Origin of the sequence: Cohnella sp. WQ 127256 (assembly GCF_024519285.1) — a bacterium.
In the GTDB taxonomy this organism is placed as follows: domain Bacteria; phylum Bacillota; class Bacilli; order Paenibacillales; family Paenibacillaceae; genus Cohnella.
Genome location: NZ_JAMZCY010000014.1, coordinates 15658 through 33985, shown reverse-complemented (window position 1 = coordinate 33985; position 18328 = coordinate 15658). Strand labels below are relative to the sequence as shown.

At 46.9% G+C, this 18328-nt stretch carries 19 protein-coding genes and 1 riboswitch; of the genes, 1 reads left to right on the top strand and 18 read right to left on the bottom strand.

From position 1 onward, the window contains the following. Positions 1-132: 132 nt before the first annotated feature. The 4 genes from M1K58_RS28290 to pth form a co-directional block, all read right to left on the bottom strand. A complete protein-coding gene (locus M1K58_RS28290) occupies positions 133-1212 on the bottom strand; it encodes a peptidylprolyl isomerase (RefSeq protein WP_256762266.1) in 1080 nt (359 codons plus the stop codon). After that, positions 1199-4720: a transcription-repair coupling factor gene (gene mfd / locus M1K58_RS28285; RefSeq protein ID WP_256762265.1), complete on the bottom strand. Its 3522-nt coding sequence runs from the start codon at positions 4718-4720 to the stop codon at positions 1199-1201. The genes M1K58_RS28290 and mfd overlap by 14 nt, the downstream gene beginning before the upstream one ends. A 204-nt stretch (positions 4721-4924) precedes the next feature. Then, the gene (locus M1K58_RS28280; protein ID WP_256762264.1) at positions 4925-5155 is read right to left on the bottom strand and encodes an anti-sigma-F factor Fin family protein; all 231 of its coding nucleotides are present in this window, start codon (positions 5153-5155) and stop codon (positions 4925-4927) included. A gap of 82 nt (positions 5156-5237) precedes the next feature. Further along, a complete protein-coding gene (pth, locus tag M1K58_RS28275; protein ID WP_256762306.1) occupies positions 5238-5804 on the bottom strand; it encodes an aminoacyl-tRNA hydrolase in 567 nt (188 codons plus the stop codon). Between the two features lie 158 nt (positions 5805-5962). Between pth and M1K58_RS28270 the strand changes: the two genes are divergently transcribed. Beyond that, positions 5963-6157: a hypothetical protein gene (locus M1K58_RS28270; RefSeq protein ID WP_256762305.1), complete on the top strand. Its 195-nt coding sequence runs from the start codon at positions 5963-5965 to the stop codon at positions 6155-6157. A 96-nt stretch (positions 6158-6253) separates the two neighbouring features. Here M1K58_RS28270 and M1K58_RS28265 read toward each other — a convergent pair whose 3' ends face one another. From M1K58_RS28265 to M1K58_RS28200, 14 genes are all read right to left on the bottom strand, one after another. Continuing rightward, positions 6254-6907, bottom strand: a complete 654-nt coding sequence (locus M1K58_RS28265) for a 50S ribosomal protein L25 (RefSeq protein WP_256762263.1) — start codon at positions 6905-6907, stop codon at positions 6254-6256. Positions 6908-6976: 69 nt separating this feature from the next. After that, positions 6977-7933, bottom strand: a complete 957-nt coding sequence (locus M1K58_RS28260) for a ribose-phosphate diphosphokinase (RefSeq protein WP_256762262.1) — start codon at positions 7931-7933, stop codon at positions 6977-6979. A gap of 17 nt (positions 7934-7950) precedes the next feature. Beyond that, the gene (gene glmU, locus M1K58_RS28255; protein WP_256762261.1) at positions 7951-9348 is read right to left on the bottom strand and encodes a bifunctional UDP-N-acetylglucosamine diphosphorylase/glucosamine-1-phosphate N-acetyltransferase GlmU; all 1398 of its coding nucleotides are present in this window, start codon (positions 9346-9348) and stop codon (positions 7951-7953) included. 114 nt (positions 9349-9462) lie between these two features. Next, positions 9463-9750, bottom strand: coding sequence for a septation regulator SpoVG (gene spoVG / locus M1K58_RS28250; protein WP_256762260.1), 288 nt, complete (start codon positions 9748-9750; stop codon positions 9463-9465). A gap of 109 nt (positions 9751-9859) precedes the next feature. Then, complete coding sequence (locus M1K58_RS28245) at positions 9860-10258, bottom strand: RidA family protein (protein ID WP_256762259.1); 399 nt, start codon at positions 10256-10258, stop codon at positions 9860-9862. A 12-nt stretch (positions 10259-10270) separates the two neighbouring features. Continuing rightward, complete coding sequence (gene purR, locus M1K58_RS28240) at positions 10271-11098, bottom strand: pur operon repressor (protein WP_256762258.1); 828 nt, start codon at positions 11096-11098, stop codon at positions 10271-10273. A 100-nt stretch (positions 11099-11198) separates the two neighbouring features. Next, positions 11199-12062 carry a 4-(cytidine 5'-diphospho)-2-C-methyl-D-erythritol kinase gene (ispE, locus tag M1K58_RS28235; protein ID WP_256762257.1) on the bottom strand — a complete coding sequence of 288 codons (864 nt, stop codon included), beginning with the start codon at positions 12060-12062 and terminating at the stop codon, positions 11199-11201. Between the two features lie 137 nt (positions 12063-12199). Continuing rightward, complete coding sequence (locus M1K58_RS28230) at positions 12200-12385, bottom strand: small, acid-soluble spore protein, alpha/beta type (protein ID WP_256762256.1); 186 nt, start codon at positions 12383-12385, stop codon at positions 12200-12202. A gap of 139 nt (positions 12386-12524) precedes the next feature. Then, complete coding sequence (gene veg / locus M1K58_RS28225) at positions 12525-12800, bottom strand: biofilm formation stimulator Veg (protein ID WP_256762255.1); 276 nt, start codon at positions 12798-12800, stop codon at positions 12525-12527. 149 nt (positions 12801-12949) lie between these two features. Next, entirely contained in the window at positions 12950-13828 is an 879-nt protein-coding gene (yabG, locus tag M1K58_RS28220; RefSeq protein WP_256762254.1) for a sporulation peptidase YabG, read from the bottom strand. A gap of 69 nt (positions 13829-13897) precedes the next feature. After that, positions 13898-14776, bottom strand: coding sequence for a 16S rRNA (adenine(1518)-N(6)/adenine(1519)-N(6))-dimethyltransferase RsmA (rsmA, locus tag M1K58_RS28215; RefSeq protein ID WP_306220779.1), 879 nt, complete (start codon positions 14774-14776; stop codon positions 13898-13900). Positions 14777-14989: 213 nt separating this feature from the next. Then, complete coding sequence (rnmV, locus tag M1K58_RS28210) at positions 14990-15541, bottom strand: ribonuclease M5 (RefSeq protein ID WP_256762253.1); 552 nt, start codon at positions 15539-15541, stop codon at positions 14990-14992. 163 nt (positions 15542-15704) lie between these two features. Next, complete coding sequence (locus M1K58_RS28205; protein WP_306220771.1) at positions 15705-16952, bottom strand: resuscitation-promoting factor; 1248 nt, start codon at positions 16950-16952, stop codon at positions 15705-15707. A gap of 187 nt (positions 16953-17139) precedes the next feature. Beyond that, positions 17140-17363: riboswitch (cyclic di-AMP (ydaO/yuaA leader) on the bottom strand. Positions 17364-17540: 177 nt separating this feature from the next. Beyond that, positions 17541-18314 (bottom strand): TatD family hydrolase, encoded by a 774-nt coding sequence (locus M1K58_RS28200; protein ID WP_256762252.1) that lies wholly within the window; start codon positions 18312-18314, stop codon positions 17541-17543. Positions 18315-18328: the final 14 nt, after the last annotated feature.

The window sequence follows — 18328 nt, the reverse complement described above, 5'->3', positions numbered from 1 at the left end:
AGGTTTTTAATTAATTTAGAGCATATTAGGCTTTATGTCAAGTGTTTTTACGGGGTAGCAAACATAAAAAAAACATGCCCGGAACCCATCGGTAATACCGATAGAGTTCCAAAGCACGTCATTTGGTTTGTTTTATTTCGCTGAAGCCGATGGTGATGCAGAAGGTGACGCACTTGGAGACGCACTAGGTGAGGCGCTAGGCGAGCCTGATGCACTTGGCGCAGGTTCCGCTGGCAATGTCACTTTAATTTCCAGCTTGTCCTGTTCTGCAGTTAGGAATTCGTTTAATTTTGTAGACGCAACAGTTGTTTTAATGCTGTCCTTGTTGGTCTCTGTTAGCTTATCGTAAGGAGTCGCTTCGCGGCTCTCTACCTTCATAACATGGTAGCCGAAGTCCGATAGAACCGGTGCTCCAATGACGCCGATTGCTTGAGTGTTGGCAGCTTCTTTGAAAGCAGCAACCCAACCACCCGCATTTACCTTCTCATAAAGACCACCATTTTCTTTGGAGCCTTCATCCTCGGAAAATTCCTTGGCAAGCTCTTTCCAATCGCCGCCAGCATCTAGCTTGGCTTTAACTTCGTTAGCGATCTTCAAAGCTTCTTCTTCTGTTCTTACAGCTGCACCTGTTTGAGGATCATTAGTCTTGATAAGAACATGACGAACAGAAATCAAATTGAAATCAGTTGGAGCTTTGTCATATTCCGCTTTAATCTCTGCATCCGTAACCGTCGGTTTCATTTCTTCGCCTTTAGCAGCGTAGTAAGCTTGGAATGCCATAAAATCTTTGTACTGGGCAACAGCTTCCTTAACCGACAAATCACTTTCGTCCATCATCTTCTTTAAGTCAGCATTCGATTTCATTTCCGTATCGAGCTGAGTCTTGAAGGAATCTGCTGCAGTTGAAGCTTTCTTCTCATCCTCAGAAGAAATATCCTTTATGAGGACTTTGCTTACGATATACTGCTTGATAAGTTGTTCTTTAAGCTGCGGAATCGAAACATACATGGCATACTGGTTGCCCATCAGTGTTTGGAACGCAATGTACTTATCAAACTCTTTGTCTGTAACTTCCCCACCCTTATAGGTTGCGATAACAGTGGCCTTGCCTCCGTCTTTCTTGCCGCATGCTGACATTAGTGCGACAAGCATGACCGCTGCCAGCATGATCATAGCGAGCCGGCGGTACGGTATGCGATTATGGTGTAACATCTTGCAGTTCTCCCTTCGATTTTGTCGCTTCTTTGTATTGTACCAGAAAATCCTCTACGAGCGCTAATAGCGCGTCCTCATCCAACCCTCTTACCTTGAAGCGAATGAGTAGCTGCTGAGCCGTGACGACAGTCGTCATACGCCCTTGGAACTTAGTTTCCAGCGCTTTAAGCTTAGGCGAATCCACATCCTTAAGGCGCTGTTCCTCCAGCTTTAACGTGACTTCATCTGCACGTCGAACAATGGACTCAATGCCATATTTACGCCCGTATACCTTCAGCCTAGCTACGGCCATCAGATTAAGCACCGCTTTAGGGGGTTCTCCGAAACGGTCCATTAGCTCTTCGAACAAGTCTGCGACATCCTCAAGCGAGGTTGCCGTAGCGACCTTCTTATAGATTTCGATTTTTTGAATACTATCGTAGATGTATTCAGGAGGCAGATAGGCATCAACACCCAAATCAAGCTGCGTATTAACTGGCTGTGGAGGTAATGCAACTCCACCCATCTCTAATTTGCGGCTTTGAATTTCCTCCGCGAGCATCTGCGAGTACAAATCGAAGCCGACCGATGCAATGAATCCATGCTGCTCTGCCCCAAGTAAGTTCCCTGCTCCACGAATAGATAAATCTCGCATAGCAATCTTGAAGCCTGAGCCTAGCTCTGTAAATTCCTTGATCGATTGCAGACGCTTCTCTGCGATTTCCGTTAAAACCTTGTCTCGTTGGTACGTAAAATAAGCATAGGCAATCCGATTGGACCTCCCTACACGTCCCCGAAGCTGATACAGCTGGGATAAGCCCATTCGATCAGCATCATGTACGAGAAGGGTATTCACGTTCGGAATATCCACTCCGGTCTCAATAATACTCGTGCTAACTAGCACATCGTATTCGCCTTCTAGGAAATCGAGGATTGTCCTTTCCAGCTCTTGTTCTGACATTTGACCGTGTGCAACGGCAACGCGGGCATCTGGAACGAGAGCCGTGATCTGCTCTGCCATCTGATAGATGCCTTGAACCCTATTAAATAGATAATATACCTGTCCATCTCGCGCTAGCTCACGCTCTACGGCTTCACGTACAAGTGTAGGGCTATATTCGACGACATAAGTTTGCACTGGGAAACGGTTTTCCGGCGGTGTCTCTATGACGGACAAATCTCGTACCCCTAGCATGGACATATGAAGAGTTCGTGGGATAGGCGTAGCTGTAAGCGTAAGCACATCTACATTCGTCTTGATTTTCTTTAATTTTTCCTTATGGGTAACACCAAAGCGCTGCTCTTCATCTACAATCAGCAAACCGAGCTCCTTGAACACAATATCTTGGGACAGCAGGCGATGAGTACCGATGACGACGTCTACCGTGCCCGCCTTCAAGCCCTTCATCGTGTCCGTCTGCTCTTTGCGAGTTCTAAACCGGCTAAGAACTTTGATATTGAATGGATATCCAGAAAATCTCTCCCTGAAGGTCTCATAGTGCTGCTGAGCTAGAATCGTAGTGGGAACTAACACAGCCACCTGCTTGCCATCGATTGCCGCTTTGAATGCCGCACGGATGGCAACCTCCGTTTTCCCATACCCAACATCGCCGCATAGCAGCCGATCCATAGGTCTAGGTGTTTGCATGTCCTTCTTAATTTCCTGTATGGCACGAAGCTGATCGACGGTTTCATCGTAAGGAAACATTTCCTCGAATTCCTGTTGATAGGGAGTATCCTCACCGAAGCCAAAGCCGACTGCTGCTTGACGCTCCGCATATAGCTTGATCAGATCATCCGCAATATCCTGAACAGAAGTACGTACCTTGGACTTAACCCTGTTCCAATCCGTACCGCCTAGCTTACTAACTTTAGGCTCCTTATCCTCGTTGCCAATATATTTCTGGATAAGGTCAAATTGCTCCACAGGTACAGAGAGACGGTCTCCTCCTGAGTAAATAATGTGCAAATAATCTTTGTGAATACCGCCAACCTCAAGTGTTCCGATACCAAGGTACTTCCCTACACCATGATTCTGATGCACGACGTAATCCCCGACCTTAAGCTCGGTATAGCTCTTAATCCGTTCCGCATTATCCAGATGGCGATCAACACGGCGAGCCTTACGCTGCTTCTGTGTGAACATTTCGCCTTCTGTAATAACAACTAGCTTAATGGATGGCAGCTCAAAGCCACTTTGCAAGTTCCCTTGCAAAATTTCTGGCGTTTCAATCTGATAGTCTTCGAGTACCCGTCTCATTCTTTCGGCACGCTCTGAATTGCCCGCAAGCATCAGGATTCGAACCCCACTCTTGCGCCAACGCTCCATCTCAGCCTTTAACACATTCATCTGACCATGGAAGTTCTGCATCGAGCGGCATACAAAATTAATAATATTTTGCGGCTGCGTATGAGGGATTTGCCTAACGAACAGCGACATGTAGACGATTTGAAAGCCTTTAGGGTACAATGCCTGCTCCGCGGGCATTGCCAGCATAAAGCCAGGCAATGACTTACCCTGCTGTAACAGATGGGTCGTCCACTCCATCTCGTCGCGTTCTAGCTGACGTGCAGTTTCGCCGAGCCTGTTCGGCTCATCCATGAGCAGAATGGTTTCCTTGGGAATATAGTCCAGCAAGGTTTGCCGTTCCGGATAAAGCAAAGAAATGTACTTGTAAATTTCGGGAAAATATACATTTTGTCGCAAAAGCTCAATTTCCCGTGAAATTTCTGAACTTAAGCGTTCCTTAGCTTGACGGTCGGCCATTTTCTCCAGCTGCTTCTCCAGTAAATCGTGAGCATGCTGTGCCGCGTTCTGGAATCTTCTTTCTCCTGCGATCCATTCTCGGCTTGGCTGTACCTTATATTCTTGCAGCTTATCAATAGACCTCTGATCCGTAGGATCAAAGGAACGGATGGAGTCTATCTCATCGTCAAACCATTCCACGCGATAGGCTTTTGCGTCAGCAAGCGGGAAAAAATCAACGATTCCACCCCGCACGCTTAAGTGACCCTTCTGCTCTACACGATCGACCCGTTCGTAACCTAATTCGATCATGGTGTGTAGAAATTGCTTCATCGGCAACGTATCGCCTACACGCAGATTAATGTGCGCTTCCGCCATCGTTCTGAGGTCCGGTTGATACCTCCGAATGCCCGCGAACGGCACAACAATAACGCCGCGGAAGCCTTCCGCAAGCTTGAGTATAACTTCTAATCGGCGAGCCGATGTTTCAGGACTAGAGATCGCTGTCTCCGCCGCAATAAGCTCATTAGCCGGATAAAGCAAAACTTCTTCGGGCGAAAGACACTCCTGAAGATCGTCTGCCATCTTCTGCGCCGAAAACATATTATGAGTAACAACTAGTATGGGTCGTTGCAGATCCTGATACATTCCTGCAATAGCCGCTTGACGTGCGGATCCGGACAAGCCAGCAACAAGCTGCTCCCGCATTCCGCCCTTCAGCCCTTGTAGAATGCTAACTAAATCGGGATCGGTGACGAGCGATTGGATTAAAGGCTTCATGGCATTTCCCCTCTCAAGTACAAACGGTTCAGCCGTCCTCCGTGTTTCTAACGATGAGGCGCCGTGCGCTCACAGTGCTAATGTCACAATGACAGCTAAACCGTTAAAGAATACACAAATCCGTTTTGTAGAATCATGAAAAAAGCCCCGGCACATGCCAAGGACTCACTGATGATGTCAGAACGACCGTGAATCATGTACAGTTTATTGCAATGGATTGGACAATAACGAGAGTTCTGGGTTTGCGTCCAAGGTCTGACTACAATAATCGCATATTACCCGTACAGTCACGTCTCCGTTGGAATTATACGCTATTATACGCTTTCGCTCTTCGGGGGTCAAGAAATGTAAGCCCAGTCGATATTCTGGGACATCAGCGTTCTCGAAGCTCCCAAGCGGCATGCTACAATGTCGGCAAATATAGTTTACAGCCATATGTATGCCTCCTGAAGTAAGGTTATGCGGCAGTTCCCGCTTTCTTATTCAGTATTCCCGCAAAGTCGCTTTTTTAAGCGTATTATCCTTTTGCATTAAACTTTGCCATGGTCTGCTCGAAAGAATGACTCAAACTAAATTCGATAGCGTCACAAGCATCCTCCACCGACTTCCGCAAATCCTCTTGCTCCGCTTTAGCAAATGTAGAAAGAACATAATCTGAAATGACCATTCCTGGCTTTGGTCGAGAGATGCCGACACGGACACGATTGAACGTCTGGGTCCCCGTATGCTGGATAATAGACTTAATTCCATTATGCCCGCCTGGGCTCCCCTGATATCTGAGGCGAATACGACCAATCTCGGTATCCAAGTCATCGTAGACAACAATCAGATCCTCAAGCTTCACTTTATAGTAGTCCATAAAGGCACGAAGTGATTCCCCGGACAAATTCATAAAGGTTTGTGGCTTCAAGAGAGCAATCTTCGTACTCCCAACGCGTCCTTCGCCAACAAATGCTTTACATTTCTGCGTAGTAACCTCAATATTCAACCGGCGTGCTAACTCATCTATGACCATAAAGCCCGCATTATGTCGTGTATGAGCATAAGCGGCACCGGGATTTCCTAGTCCAACAATCCAATACATAACGTTCCTCATCCTCCAATATATACAGCTTCGACGTCCTTGAATGTCGCATTAAATCATTAAAACAAAAAACTTTTTATTAAATGCAACGATTTTCAACCCTCAAGTGTCCTAATAATTAGCGAGCCTATTGAGAAAGAGGGTGAATTGATGTGTACATGAACGGCCAGATGATTTTTGATGATCGTCACTTCCTTGATCATATGTGTTCAGAGGTCCCCGTGCAAATTTATATTGGGCGGCGACATAGCGATATCGGCTTTATCGAATATTATGGCAAGGAATTTGTTCAGGTCAACAATATTTTCTACAACCGCAAGCAATTTACCTTTATCTCCCGCCCAGGTTATTAAAAGAATAGTCCGTTCAGCCTGTAGAAGCTGATGAATTTGGAATAACGACAAGAGGCCGCGCTGCAGAAGCGCGGCCTCTTGTTCTATAAGATCAGCTTATCCGTTAGACACTTTATCAACTGCCTGCGCCGCCTCTGAATGCTTGCGATCCTCCTCGGCTTCATCACCAAGTGCGTCAAGCTCTTCCTCCGTACGCTCCTTCTGTGGAGCCAACACCGATACAATAACCATTTCTGGGTCTTGTGTAGCTTCTACGCCGGTTGGCAGCTTAATATCACTTATCGTAAGATGTCCACCCAACTCCAACTGACTTACATCAACAGGAATGGAGTCCGGAATATCCTTAGGATAACATTCAATTTCAATCTCATGAGCAACAAGCTGTAGCATACCGCCTTCTTTTTCCCCCAGAGATGTTCCGGTGGTTTCCAAGCGGGCGGATGTTGATATTTTCTCGTTCATGTTGATGCGATGGAAATCGATATGCGTGACCTGACGAGAGATTGGGTTCCTTTGTAGCTCCGCCATCATCACGGGCTGTTTCCCCATACCAGGGATGTCCATATCAATAACCGCATGCGGATGGCTTCTAAGCATTGCCGAAAGATCCTTGCTCTCTATCGAGATCTTCGCAGGACTTTCCATCCCCCTCCCATAAACGACTCCCGGTATTTTACCTTCGGATCGAATTCGATTGAGTTCACCTTTGCTAACCGCTTCGCGTGCTTGTACTGTTAATGTCGCACTCATGATGCTTGCCTCCTCAATTACGTATACCTTGTTTTACCCTAGAGAGGAGGTCATTAAACATGAATCTTTTTAAACATGAGGCTCAAACAGTTTGCTAATCGATTGCTTTTCGTGAATTCGTACGATCGCCTCAGCAATTAACGAGGCGACAGAGAGCACTTTTACCTTAGAGGTGGCGCAAGGCTGCCTAAGAGGGATGGTATCTGTAATGACAATCTCCACGATGGGTGATGTCGCGAGCCTTTCTATAGCTGGACCTGAAAGGACAGGGTGCGTACAGCAAGCATAAATATCCATTGCACCCGCTTTTTTTAACGCATTGGCTGCCAGCACTATCGTTCCAGCGGTATCGATAATATCATCGATCAGAATCGCCGTACGACCAGATACATCTCCAATAATATTCATTACCTCTACGACCCCTGGCTCCGGCCTCCGCTTGTCAATAATAGCAAGCGGTGCTTGGAGCGTATCTGCTAATCTCCGCGCCCTCACAACACCACCATGATCGGGGGAGACAACGACAGGAGAAGGTAACTTCTTACTGTTAAAATAATCCCCAAGAATTGGAACTCCTAGCAAGTGATCAACGGGAATATCGAAGAAGCCTTGAATTTGCATCGCATGCAAATCCATCGCAATTACGCGGTGAGCGCCCGCTGTCTCAATAAGATTTGCAACCAGCTTCGCAGTAATTGGATCACGAGATCGCGCCTTACGGTCTTGTCGGGCATATCCATAATAGGGCATCACGACATTGATCGTCTTCGCAGAGGCTCTCTTCAGCGCATCGACCATAACGAGAAGCTCAATAAGATGGTCATTTACAGGTGCAGAAGTAGATTGCACGACGTACACGTCGCTTCCTCTGACACTGTCATCAAGCTGAACATGACTTTCTCCATCACTAAACCGACTCATGGTGACATTCCCCAGCTCGAGCCCGATATGACCAGCGATTGCTTTCGCCAGTTCAGGATTTGAGCTACAGGAGAAGAGTTTTAATGTTGGATCCGAATAGACCATCGTTTAACCGCCTTTGTTTATTCGGTTTCTTTATCCTTCTTAGCACGGGCTTGTTTACGAAGCTTATCCGCATAACCCGGCTTATTCACTTGGCGTTCGCGAGCGATAGCAACATCGTTATCTGCTACATTATGCGTAATCGTAGATCCTGCAACGATATATGCCCCATTACCGACCTTAACAGGGGCGATGAGATTGACATTACTACCGATAAACACATTATCGCCAATCTCGGTTATGGACTTATTATACCCGTCATAGTTAGCTGTAATCGCACCACAGCCAATATTTACGTTAGAACCAACGATAGCATCGCCTACATAGCTCAAATGCGGTACTTTGCTATAATCTCCGATTACAGCATTCTTAATCTCAACAAAGTCTCCAACCTTAACTTGACTGCCCAATTTTGTACCTGGACGTAAATACGCAAATGGTCCAACGATACATTCATTGCCAATCTCCGCCCCTTCAGCGACGGTCTGACGAATCGAAACTCCATCACCTACAACCGTATCTGCGAGCTCAGTTGAAGGACCAATGATACAACTAGAGCCGATCGATGTTTGGCCACGTAGGACAGTGCCCGGATAAAGAATAGTATCCGAACCAATCGTCACATTGACATCAATGTAAGTTTGTTCCGCATCGATCAGGGTTACCCCATTGATTTGATGACCAACATTGATGCGTCGACGCATGAGGCGTTCCGCTTCACCAAGCGCTATACGATCATTAACCCCAATCGATTCGGCTGAATCCTCAACCAAGTAAGCAGCAATAGCATCGCCCTCGCGCTGCAATATTCCGATCACATCTGTTAAGTAATATTCCCCTTGGGCATTCGTATTCGTAACCTTCTCCAACGCTTGGAACAGCTTACGATTATCGAAGCAGTATGTCCCCGTGTTGATTTCGTTAATCTCAGCCTCTTCCGGCGAGCAGTCTTTATGCTCCACAATACGAAGCACACCATTATCTGTCCCACGCACAATACGACCATAGCCTGAAGGCTCTGGTAATTGTGCGGTCAGAATCGTAGCGGCAACACCTTGCTGCACGTGTAGCTCGATCATAGATTCAACGGTTTCCTTGCGGATAAGCGGCGTGTCTCCACAAATAACAATGGTTACACCTTCCTCATCCGCCAACAGCGGCTTTGCCTGCATAACCGCATGCCCTGTACCTAACTGTTCGCTTTGTAGCGCATATTCTACAGAGCCCCCGAGCACACTCTTAACGGCTTCCGCCCCGTGACCAACAATTACGATAGAGCGCTCGCAGGAAGCTCCGTGAACTGCATTCAATACATGACCAACCATTGGTGTACCGCAAACGGAATGCAACACTTTATATAATTTCGATTTCATGCGCTTGCCCTGCCCCGCAGCTAGCACGATCGCCATTTTCTTCATTTAAGTAAAACCCCTTCCTGTTATTCATTGAATCATCAACTTCTCAGATCATAGCTTATTCTTATAAAATTGAAAAGAGAGCCTGTAGGGGCCCTCTTTTCAGATATAACATTATTATGCCCCTTCGACAACCATAACTTCTTCATCTTGAGCAGCCCGCTCATATTCAGCCAATACTGCAGCTTGAATTTTCTCGCGCGTACCCGAAGAAATTGGATGAGCAATATCCCGAAACTCTCCATCCGGAGTCCGTTTACTCGGCATAGCGACGAACATACCATTGTTCCCATCGATAACGCGAATGTCATGTACGACGAATTCATTATCGATAGTAATTGAAGCAATGGCTTTCATACGCCCCTCCGAATTGACGCGGCGGAGTCTCACGTCTGTAATTTGCACCTGTGTTCACCACCTTTGTCCATCAGAAAGACTTGGTGTAATATTCCACAAACCGGTGCAAATTCCTTCTTAATTTTGGAAAAACTATTGCAAATTTTGAATAAATTTTTTAATTCCTTACAGTTTCGACAGATATCGCCGCTATTAATTCAATTTCGACAAAAACATCCTTCGGAAGCCTTGCCACTTCTACGGTTGAGCGAGCCGGTGTATGGTCACCGAAGTACGATGCATATACCAAGTTGAACTCTGCAAACTGATTCATATCCTTGAGAAAAACAGTCGTCTTAATGACGTCTTGGAGTGATGCGCCCTCCGCTGCTAAAACCGCTTTCAAGTTAGTCAACACCTGGTGGGTTTGTTCCTGAATCGTCCCCATCACGAGCTCACCTGCAGGTGTTAGTGGAATTTGACCAGAGGTATAGATTAGATTTCCGGCACGTACGGCTTGAGCGTAAGGACCAATTGCCGCAGGTGCATCTGAAGTGGAAATAATTTTAAGTGCCATTATGTATTCCTCCTAATCTTCTTGAAAAAAGTTACCCGGTTGAACAGTAATTTGACGAGTTTTGAGATCTACTTCGGTTAAGCGAGCTAGAGAGACGTAGTCATGCAATAGACGTTCCTCGCTATCCACCTCAGATTCAACAAATACGCCTACTCCAGCTACAACTGCACGGAACTCGTAGAGTAAATCGACCATGCCCTGAATCGTTCCGCCAGCTTTCATGAAATCATCGATAATAAGTACTCGAGATTGTTCCTTGAGAGCTCTCCGCGCCAGAGACATCGTCTGAATCCGTTTCGTTGAGCCTGACACGTAATTGATACTAACAGCTGAACCTTCCGTCACTTTGTGGTCGCGACGAACAATGACAACCGGCAAATTTAAGTATTGGGCAGTCGCATGTGCTAACGGAATACCCTTCGTTTCTACAGTCATGATGACATCGATATTCCGATCCGCGAATGCTGTAGCAAACATCCGGCCTACCTCTTGCATCATGGCTGGTTGACCAAGTAAATCTGTCATATATAGATAACCGCCTGGGAGTAGCCTCTCCGGCTGCTCTAGCTCACGGCAAATCGAATCCATCTGCTCCAACGCCTGATCCTTGCGACACTTAGGAACGAACCTAACGCCTCCAGCTGCTCCAGCTAAAGTGCTAAGCTCTCCAATCCCTTCGTCCTCGAATACTTCTTTAATAATCGCTAAATCTTCACTAATGGAGGACTTAGCTGACTGGTATCTCTCGGCGAAGGCTGTCAGGGAAATTAACGTGTGGGGACGGGTTAATAAGTATTGCGTCATTTCAACGAGCCGAGCGCTGCGCTTCAATTTTTTCACGATCCCCTCTCCCGTCCAAATCCGAATATTTTACGTGTATCATAACACTTTTATACGGTTTTATTCAAGGAGAACGGCGTAATAGAGCATCAAATGAGAGTTATGTTAACATCCTTACCACATACACCTCTTTACAGAAACCTCTTAACCCGTTGTACACCCTTGCAACCTTAATTTCTTTAGATACGATTCCAAATACAGTTGGCCCACTTCCGGACATCAATACCCCGTCTGCTCCAGATTTCATCATGCATTCTTTAATCTGCCTGACCTCTGGGTAACGATTTAACGTTACGGACTCGAGAACATTGCCGAGGGAAGCACACATATCCGAGAAAGACTGACGGGATAAGGCGTCCAGCATATTCGGAATGGATGGGTGCTTCTTCAGATCGTTCACTCGGAATTTACCGTAGACATCTGCAGTCGATACATTGATCGGAGGCTTTGCGAGGATAACCCAGCATTGCGGTGGTGGGGAGATGCTCTCTAGCTTCTCTCCGCGCCCACGAGCTAAGGCAGTGCCTCCACGTATACAGAAGGGGACATCTGAGCCAAGCTCTGCCCCAAGCTCTTCAAGCTCTTCTGACGGCAGTTCCAAATTCCAAAGGCGGTTGAGTCCCCTTAAAGTGGCAGCCGCATCGCTGCTCCCTCCGGCTAATCCCGCAGCAACCGGAATTTGCTTGTCCAGATGAATATAGACACCTCGCTTGACCCCATAACGCTCTTTAATTAATTTCGCTGCTTGGAATGCAAGATTTTTCTCATCTAGAGGAATAAAGCCTACTTGGCTAGAAAGCACAATTTGATCCCTTGGGAGCTCTTCCATCTCCAAACGGTCGGCCAAATCGACCATCGTCATAATCATCTCTACCTCATGAAAGCCATCTTCCCTCTTGCGTAATACATCCAATAGCAGATTTATTTTGGCAGGTGCCTTCTCATAGATCTTCGACAAGTTCATCACCACTTCCCCAGTAAAAAAGCTTCAACGTCGCAAAAAAACCTTTACATATTATAACAAACAGAGCCTATAAATGCGAAAAGGAGGGTCGATCCCTCAGGTTCAGGAATACGCCCTCCGCCTATCCCACGCAGCTCCTATGATTGTGGAGGACGCGCTGCCATCTGCTGCTCGGCGATCTGAATTGCTCGCTTCACCATGTTCCCAGCATCCTTAGTGCGAATCCCGCCCCAACCTTCTTGCTGTACTGTATCATAGAACCCTAGATCCTTGGCAAGCTCCGCTTTAAATTGCTCGGACATCATGCTTCTTCTTCGACTCATTCCTTCGCCTCCTAAGCATAAGTGCAGCAAATATTAAGCTACGTACTTATCTAGGATGCCTTCTACAAAGCTTATACATGCAAAACGGACAGCACTACGCCTGAACTTAAGCGCGATGCTGCCCGTACAATTAACCGTGTCAGTGCGATAAATAGTTGATTCGAACTTCGCCATCTTCATTGCACAGCATAACTTCCACGGATTCAGTCAAAATATCAGCATAACTGTACGAAACCCGCTTAAACGCGTGCTGTTCCTGATCCAGTTTTACAATGAAAACCGATGGGTAGATTTCTTCCAATACTCCCGTGCGTTCGATGGTTTTCCGGCGTCCACCGTTGGCGCGGAGCATGATTTTGGAGCCGACGTGCGGTTCCAGGCTTCGTTTGATCTCTAGAAGAGTGTTTTTAGCCATGATCCACTACCACCTCTTTCCCTGTAAATTATATCTAAAATCAGGGGAGGTGTCAAATGAATAGAATATTATATCAACGATTCTGTTTTAATGTCAACGGTCATTTTCCTTGTAGGTACGGGCTTTTTCAAAATATAGCTAAAAAACTGTCACACAATGTTCATATTTTGTTCTGTGTTCACGTCTTTTAGATTCGGGACTCCGATCCGATATCGCCCCATCGTTTCGATTCCACCCACTCCCTGCCTTCCGCTAATCGTGTGAGCGATCACATCTGTAATATTGATCGTATCCCGAAAAGGAGTGAAGGACGCCCGCACTGCCACGTAAACCGGATCAAGAGCATGAATCATGATGCGCCCGGGGGAGCTTGCAAAATTTGCTCCTGCTTGCAGTAGCGCTTCAAAATGGGATTGGCATGCACCGGCGACAACGACAAGCGAATCAAGATTACGTTCATAGTCTCTGGCAACATTTACCGCCTGAACAAAGTTCAAAGAATTCTTATAACTACTTAGCTGTTGAAGATCCTCTCGCTGCTTGAGCACACCATCATGACCGGTGATTACGACAATGTCTGGCTGGAATTGAGGCAGCATGCGATGAAGAATTTGTGGCATCTGTGACTCGTGACAATGGACACCTTCTGCAGGAACCTTTAACTGATTATAAACCTGCATGCTCTTCTTTAAATAATTAGCGTCCCCATCCAAGTGGAGAACCTTTCCGGGCATTTCGAAGAAAGGCTGTCCTCGTTCGCCTAGAGCTGATGTGAACCCCGCATGCGCGGCTTGCCGGTTCCTCTCCTCGCTCATTCGACGAAGTGACTCATTCGCCTTAATACGTGCTTTACGTGTCTCTCCGAGCTCGTCCGGGTTTCGCACTGTTTGAAGATCATCAATTGGCGCGTCCGCGAGCAATCGATAGTCCATCCCCCTGAGCACGGCCTGATGCGCAGCGAACGCCGAAACCCAGAACAATACATCCCCACCATAGGACTTACGTACGACTAGATCACCCTGCTTCATGGGCCAATCACCTCTTCGTCTATCCTATGGAACGAAGGGGCTTCCTGTGCGCGTCCGGGTGATTTCGGTTTACGCGAGCATTCCGTTCTTAATAAGCATCTCGCATACGAGCGCAAATTCTTGCAAGGACAGCGTCTCTGCTCGGCGTTCAGGCTGTATTCCAATTCCCAGCAGCAGCTCTGACAATTCTCCCTTACGCTCTTTCCCTGAGAATGCCGAGAGATTATTAGCTAATGTCTTTCGACGTTGGGAGAAGGAGGTCTGAACGACGTGGAAATACTTCGCTTCATCGGGTACGATAACAGCTGGCTCTGAACGACGTTTCAGCTTAATGACTGCCGACTCCACGTTAGGAGCAGGCATGAACGATTTACCAGGCACGATGCAGATAAGCTCAGGCTCACAATAGTACTGCACTGCAATACTTAAGCTTCCGAACTCTTTTCCCCCTGGCTTAGCTGCCATTCTCTCCGCAACTTCCTTCTGAACCATAACAACGATGTTCTCAAGAGGCAGACGCTCCTCGAGCAGCTTCATAATGATTGGGGTCGTCACATAATAAGGGAGGTTAGCAACTACGCTTACACCAGCTAAGCCTGAGAACTGCTCCTGCCATAGCTGTTGCAAATCCGTCTTAAGAATATCGCTGTGCACGATGCTAACATTCTCATAAGGGGACATCACGTCTTGCAAAATAGGAATCAGGCGTCTATCGATTTCCACTGCAGTTACTTTGCCCGCTTCCTTCGCAAGCCGTTCCGTAAGGGACCCGATTCCAGGGCCTATCTCTAGCGCTCCACGAGTTTCATCTAACCCTGCTGCAGCGATAATTTGATCAAGAACATCTGTGTTGATTAGAAAGTTTTGTCCTAGGCTCTTCTTGAACGTAAAACGATGCTTACGTATGATATCACGCGTACGGCTGGAGGTAGCGATGGCTTTCACCATGTCTACTGGAGATGGGGCTGATGCATTGCCTTGTTTAGCCGCTCCCGCCTCCGGCTTGGGCGATTTATTATACTCGTAAGGCTTAGTGTGGATTCCGTACTTCTTAGCCTCACCCTTCTTATTCACACCGATCTGCTTATTCTCCGTGTTCTTCTTAGCCTCGCCGTTCTTCTTAGTCGCGAATTTCTTCTCTGTCGATTGCTTCATGTTCATCTATAACCCTTCCTGCTCAAGTTGTTCCAATGCAGCTAGAAATTCTAACCGTGTGATCCGGAACATGAGACATCTTTTGTAAAATTGTTTGCCATTCGCATATCCGATCCCCAATAGCTCTCCCATACGTTCTCTACGACGCGCGGAGGAGGCGATTACGATGAGCCCGGAGTCCAACAGATCATTCCATTCGATCTCCCCAAGCTCGCCAGAATCACCCTCAGGGCTACGAACGCTTTCCAACGCTCTGCGAATGGCCTCGTCGGAAGCATGCTCGACCCCAATCCCTCTTCGCCCTCTTGCCTCATCCTTCGTCAGGAAGGCGTGCTTACAGCCCGGTACGCGCTCGGTTACAATCTTGCGAATACGCTCTCCCGGAGAATCTGGATCGGTCAGCACGATTACCCCTCTGCGAGCTTGAGCTAACTCAATACGTCTGAGAACATCTTCTCCGATCGCGGAGCCTCCCGTTTCAATCGTATCGGCGCCAATAGCTCTCCTAACAGCCGTTGTATCATCCTTACCCTCAACGACAATCATTTCACTTATCATACAATTCCATTCCGCCTTTACAAAGCCATTGCTACAAGCGTATACGAGATTAGGAAAGACAGCAAGTATTAACAGTTGCCACCACAACGCAAAATCGGGAAGAAGCCCTCAGCTTCTTCCCGATTCCTCACTTCCTATTTATCGCAAGCAACGGTTGCAATCCTTAGTCGGCAGACGGTTTTTTAGGTCCGATCACGTATACCGTATATCCCCGCTTTAACCCAAACTTGTTGGCGTGCGATTCACTATCGTAGTAGACATCGATCTTCTTGCCTTTGACCGCGCCACCCGTATCTTCAGCTCTTCTGAATCCGATACCTTCGATATAAACCCACCAGCCAATTGGAATGACCTTCGGATCTACCGCAATCGTACGTCCTTCAGTCACAGTGGACCCAGACGCAGTTATGCCATAGCCCGAGTCCCCCTTAGACTTGCCCGTTGAAGCCTCACCCGCTGAATAGGCTGTCAAAGTTACATTGCTAAGCATGCGTTTAACTTTGACTTTTTTACCGTTTAGCTTAACGGTTTTCGCTTCAGCGGATGAAGGAGCTCCGTTATACGAAAGAGTAACCACTTCAGCTTTCTTCTTCGTACCCACGGCAACGATCTGCTGCACTGCAGGCTCGGCTACCGTTTTCTCAAGTAATTCCTGACTGACAAGCTTACCATCCTCATAAACTCGTTCCGTCTTGAACATGACAAGCCCATTCTTCCCAGCTGTCACAACCTTTTGTTTACCTTCTTCTAAATCCTTGCTCTTCTGTTGCACGACCTTAAAGGCGATAGGGGACTTGGTCTCTGTGACTTCTTTACGAACCCTAACAACCGCTACGGTCATTCCCTCTTTCAAGGGACTGTTCAGCTCCGGTGTTACCCGGTCATGATCAGACAACTTAATATTCATTGCACTTATGACTTCCCCAACCGTATCTTCAACCGTGTACGCAAATTCTTGTTTCCCGTCAGCCTTTACTGTAACCCCCAACGCGCGATCAATAACGATCTGGCTTCCCTCTTCAAGGGAGTCGGTAGGTAGCAGAGAAAGACGATCATGTGATCCAACCTGAATATCCTGTTCCTTGAGAAAACCAATTACGTTCGATGATTGCGTTCTGATAACGGAAGTGATTCCGTTGTCGATAATCGTAATGTTCTTGGTTGCTTCTCTCTGCAACAATGATACGAACATGATTGTGATGGCAAAAACGAGAATTGCGCCTAATAATATTGAGCGCAAATGCTCATGCTTCCATCGCAGTGCGAAAAGCTTGCCGGTCGGTCGTGGATCATGGGTTTCCTCAGTAGGAATAAAGCCCATATCTCGCTCCTCCTTCATAGCCCCGCCGTCGACTGTGATGCATGATACCTTGTCAGACGCGACTAATCCAAAATGGTTATCGACACTCATTCAAATCGCCTATCATCCTTCGATTTGGCCATAAGATTAAGCGCCGCCTTATCCAGTTCGTGCACGCTTATACATGATGTACAAGCTTCCACAACCCTTTTTTTCAACACAAAAAGCCATCGAGACAGAGGACCTGTTCGTGGCTTCCGCATGTAAGAAATTAAGGGAATTATCGCGGCACGAGGTTGACCTCTCTCTATCACGCTTGCGGGGTTAGCTGTCGGGTTCGGGCGAAAGAGAGTTGCCCTACCTGCTGCCTGCTATGACGAGTTACTCAGATAGAGTCGCGTCTACACCAGTTGCAAGATTCACCCCAAGATTGCTCGGACCGCTTTGGACGAATTTAGATCATAATCGTCATCGCGTTGGGTCCCCCACTCTCCCAATCGGGAGATTAAGCGCACTGGAAAAGGAATGTCATATTCGAACTTCTGTTGATGATGATAACCTCTACTGGATGAAGGTGTAAAGATGTGACAATGGACGAATTCCTCCATTTTCACGGAAATTAGCCAAAACCCTTGGATTATTCGAAGTAAAAGACAGTTTTTTCTCCAAACGGTCCAGTTTTCCTTCCAAATCTTCCGTTTATCTCGTTATCCCCAAACAGCGACGTCCATTTTCACTCGTTATTTTAGCAATTTCTTCCAAACTTACACTTTTTATCCCCGCTACTGTCTCTGCAATAAGACGAACATATGCCGATTCATTTCGTTGTCCTCGATGAGGGTGTGGAGTTAAATAAGGAGCATCTGTTTCGAGTAATATTCGATCAAGAGGGACACATTCCAACACCTCTTTAGGTACTCTGGCATTTTTGAAAGTAACAGGGCCTCCGAACGAAATATGGAAGTTCATATCAAGGCATTTTTTGGCAATTTCAGGACTTCCTGAGAAACAATGCATAATTCCACCGACTTCTTCTGCCTTCTCTTCTTTAAGTATTCTCACGATGTCTTCATGGGCATCCCGATTATGGATCACGATAGGTTTATTTAAACGTCTTGCCAGTCGGATCTGTTCGCGAAATACAGTATGTTGGATTTCCTTAGGAGAAGTATCCCAATAATAATCAAGTCCGATCTCTCCGATGGCCACAACCTTAGGATGGCTGCATAATCGTTCTATCCAGGCCAAGTCCTCCTCTAGCTTCATATCAATGGCATCTGTTGGGTGCCAACCGACAACTGCATAGATGAATGGATACTTTTCTGCCAAGGCTATCGTTGTGGGAATCGTTTCTCGGTTGAAACCAATGTTCACGATCGTGTCGATTCCCGCTTGAAGCGCGCGATCAATAACCTCTTCGCGATCGTTGTCGAACTTGGGAGAATCTAGATGAGCGTGCGTGTCGATAAGCATGTCGTAAGTTGTCT

What these genes read in the sequence shown, in the direction of transcription:
- M1K58_RS28290 (WP_256762266.1), bottom strand. Translation starts at nt 1,212, where the DNA reads ATGTTACACCATAATCGCATACCGTACCGCCGGCTCGCTATGATCATG.
- mfd (WP_256762265.1), bottom strand. Translation starts at nt 4,720, where the DNA reads ATGAAGCCTTTAATCCAATCGCTCGTCACCGATCCCGATTTAGTTAGC.
- M1K58_RS28280 (WP_256762264.1), bottom strand. Translation starts at nt 5,155, where the DNA reads ATGGCTGTAAACTATATTTGCCGACATTGTAGCATGCCGCTTGGGAGC.
- pth (WP_256762306.1), bottom strand. Translation starts at nt 5,804, where the DNA reads ATGTATTGGATTGTTGGACTAGGAAATCCCGGTGCCGCTTATGCTCAT.
- M1K58_RS28270 (WP_256762305.1), top strand. Translation starts at nt 5,963, where the DNA reads ATGAACGGCCAGATGATTTTTGATGATCGTCACTTCCTTGATCATATG.
- M1K58_RS28265 (WP_256762263.1), bottom strand. Translation starts at nt 6,907, where the DNA reads ATGAGTGCGACATTAACAGTACAAGCACGCGAAGCGGTTAGCAAAGGT.
- M1K58_RS28260 (WP_256762262.1), bottom strand. Translation starts at nt 7,933, where the DNA reads ATGGTCTATTCGGATCCAACATTAAAACTCTTCTCCTGTAGCTCAAAT.
- glmU (WP_256762261.1), bottom strand. Translation starts at nt 9,348, where the DNA reads ATGAAGAAAATGGCGATCGTGCTAGCTGCGGGGCAGGGCAAGCGCATG.
- M1K58_RS28245 (WP_256762259.1), bottom strand. Translation starts at nt 10,258, where the DNA reads ATGGCACTTAAAATTATTTCCACTTCAGATGCACCTGCGGCAATTGGT.
- ispE (WP_256762257.1), bottom strand. Translation starts at nt 12,062, where the DNA reads ATGAACTTGTCGAAGATCTATGAGAAGGCACCTGCCAAAATAAATCTG.
- M1K58_RS28230 (WP_256762256.1), bottom strand. Translation starts at nt 12,385, where the DNA reads ATGAGTCGAAGAAGAAGCATGATGTCCGAGCAATTTAAAGCGGAGCTT.
- veg (WP_256762255.1), bottom strand. Translation starts at nt 12,800, where the DNA reads ATGGCTAAAAACACTCTTCTAGAGATCAAACGAAGCCTGGAACCGCAC.
- yabG (WP_256762254.1), bottom strand. Translation starts at nt 13,828, where the DNA reads ATGAAGCAGGGTGATCTAGTCGTACGTAAGTCCTATGGTGGGGATGTA.
- rsmA (WP_306220779.1), bottom strand. Translation starts at nt 14,776, where the DNA reads ATGGTGAAAGCCATCGCTACCTCCAGCCGTACGCGTGATATCATACGT.
- rnmV (WP_256762253.1), bottom strand. Translation starts at nt 15,541, where the DNA reads ATGATAAGTGAAATGATTGTCGTTGAGGGTAAGGATGATACAACGGCT.
- M1K58_RS28205 (WP_306220771.1), bottom strand. Translation starts at nt 16,952, where the DNA reads ATGAGTGTCGATAACCATTTTGGATTAGTCGCGTCTGACAAGGTATCA.
- M1K58_RS28200 (WP_256762252.1), bottom strand. Translation starts at nt 18,314, where the DNA reads ATGCTTATCGACACGCACGCTCATCTAGATTCTCCCAAGTTCGACAAC.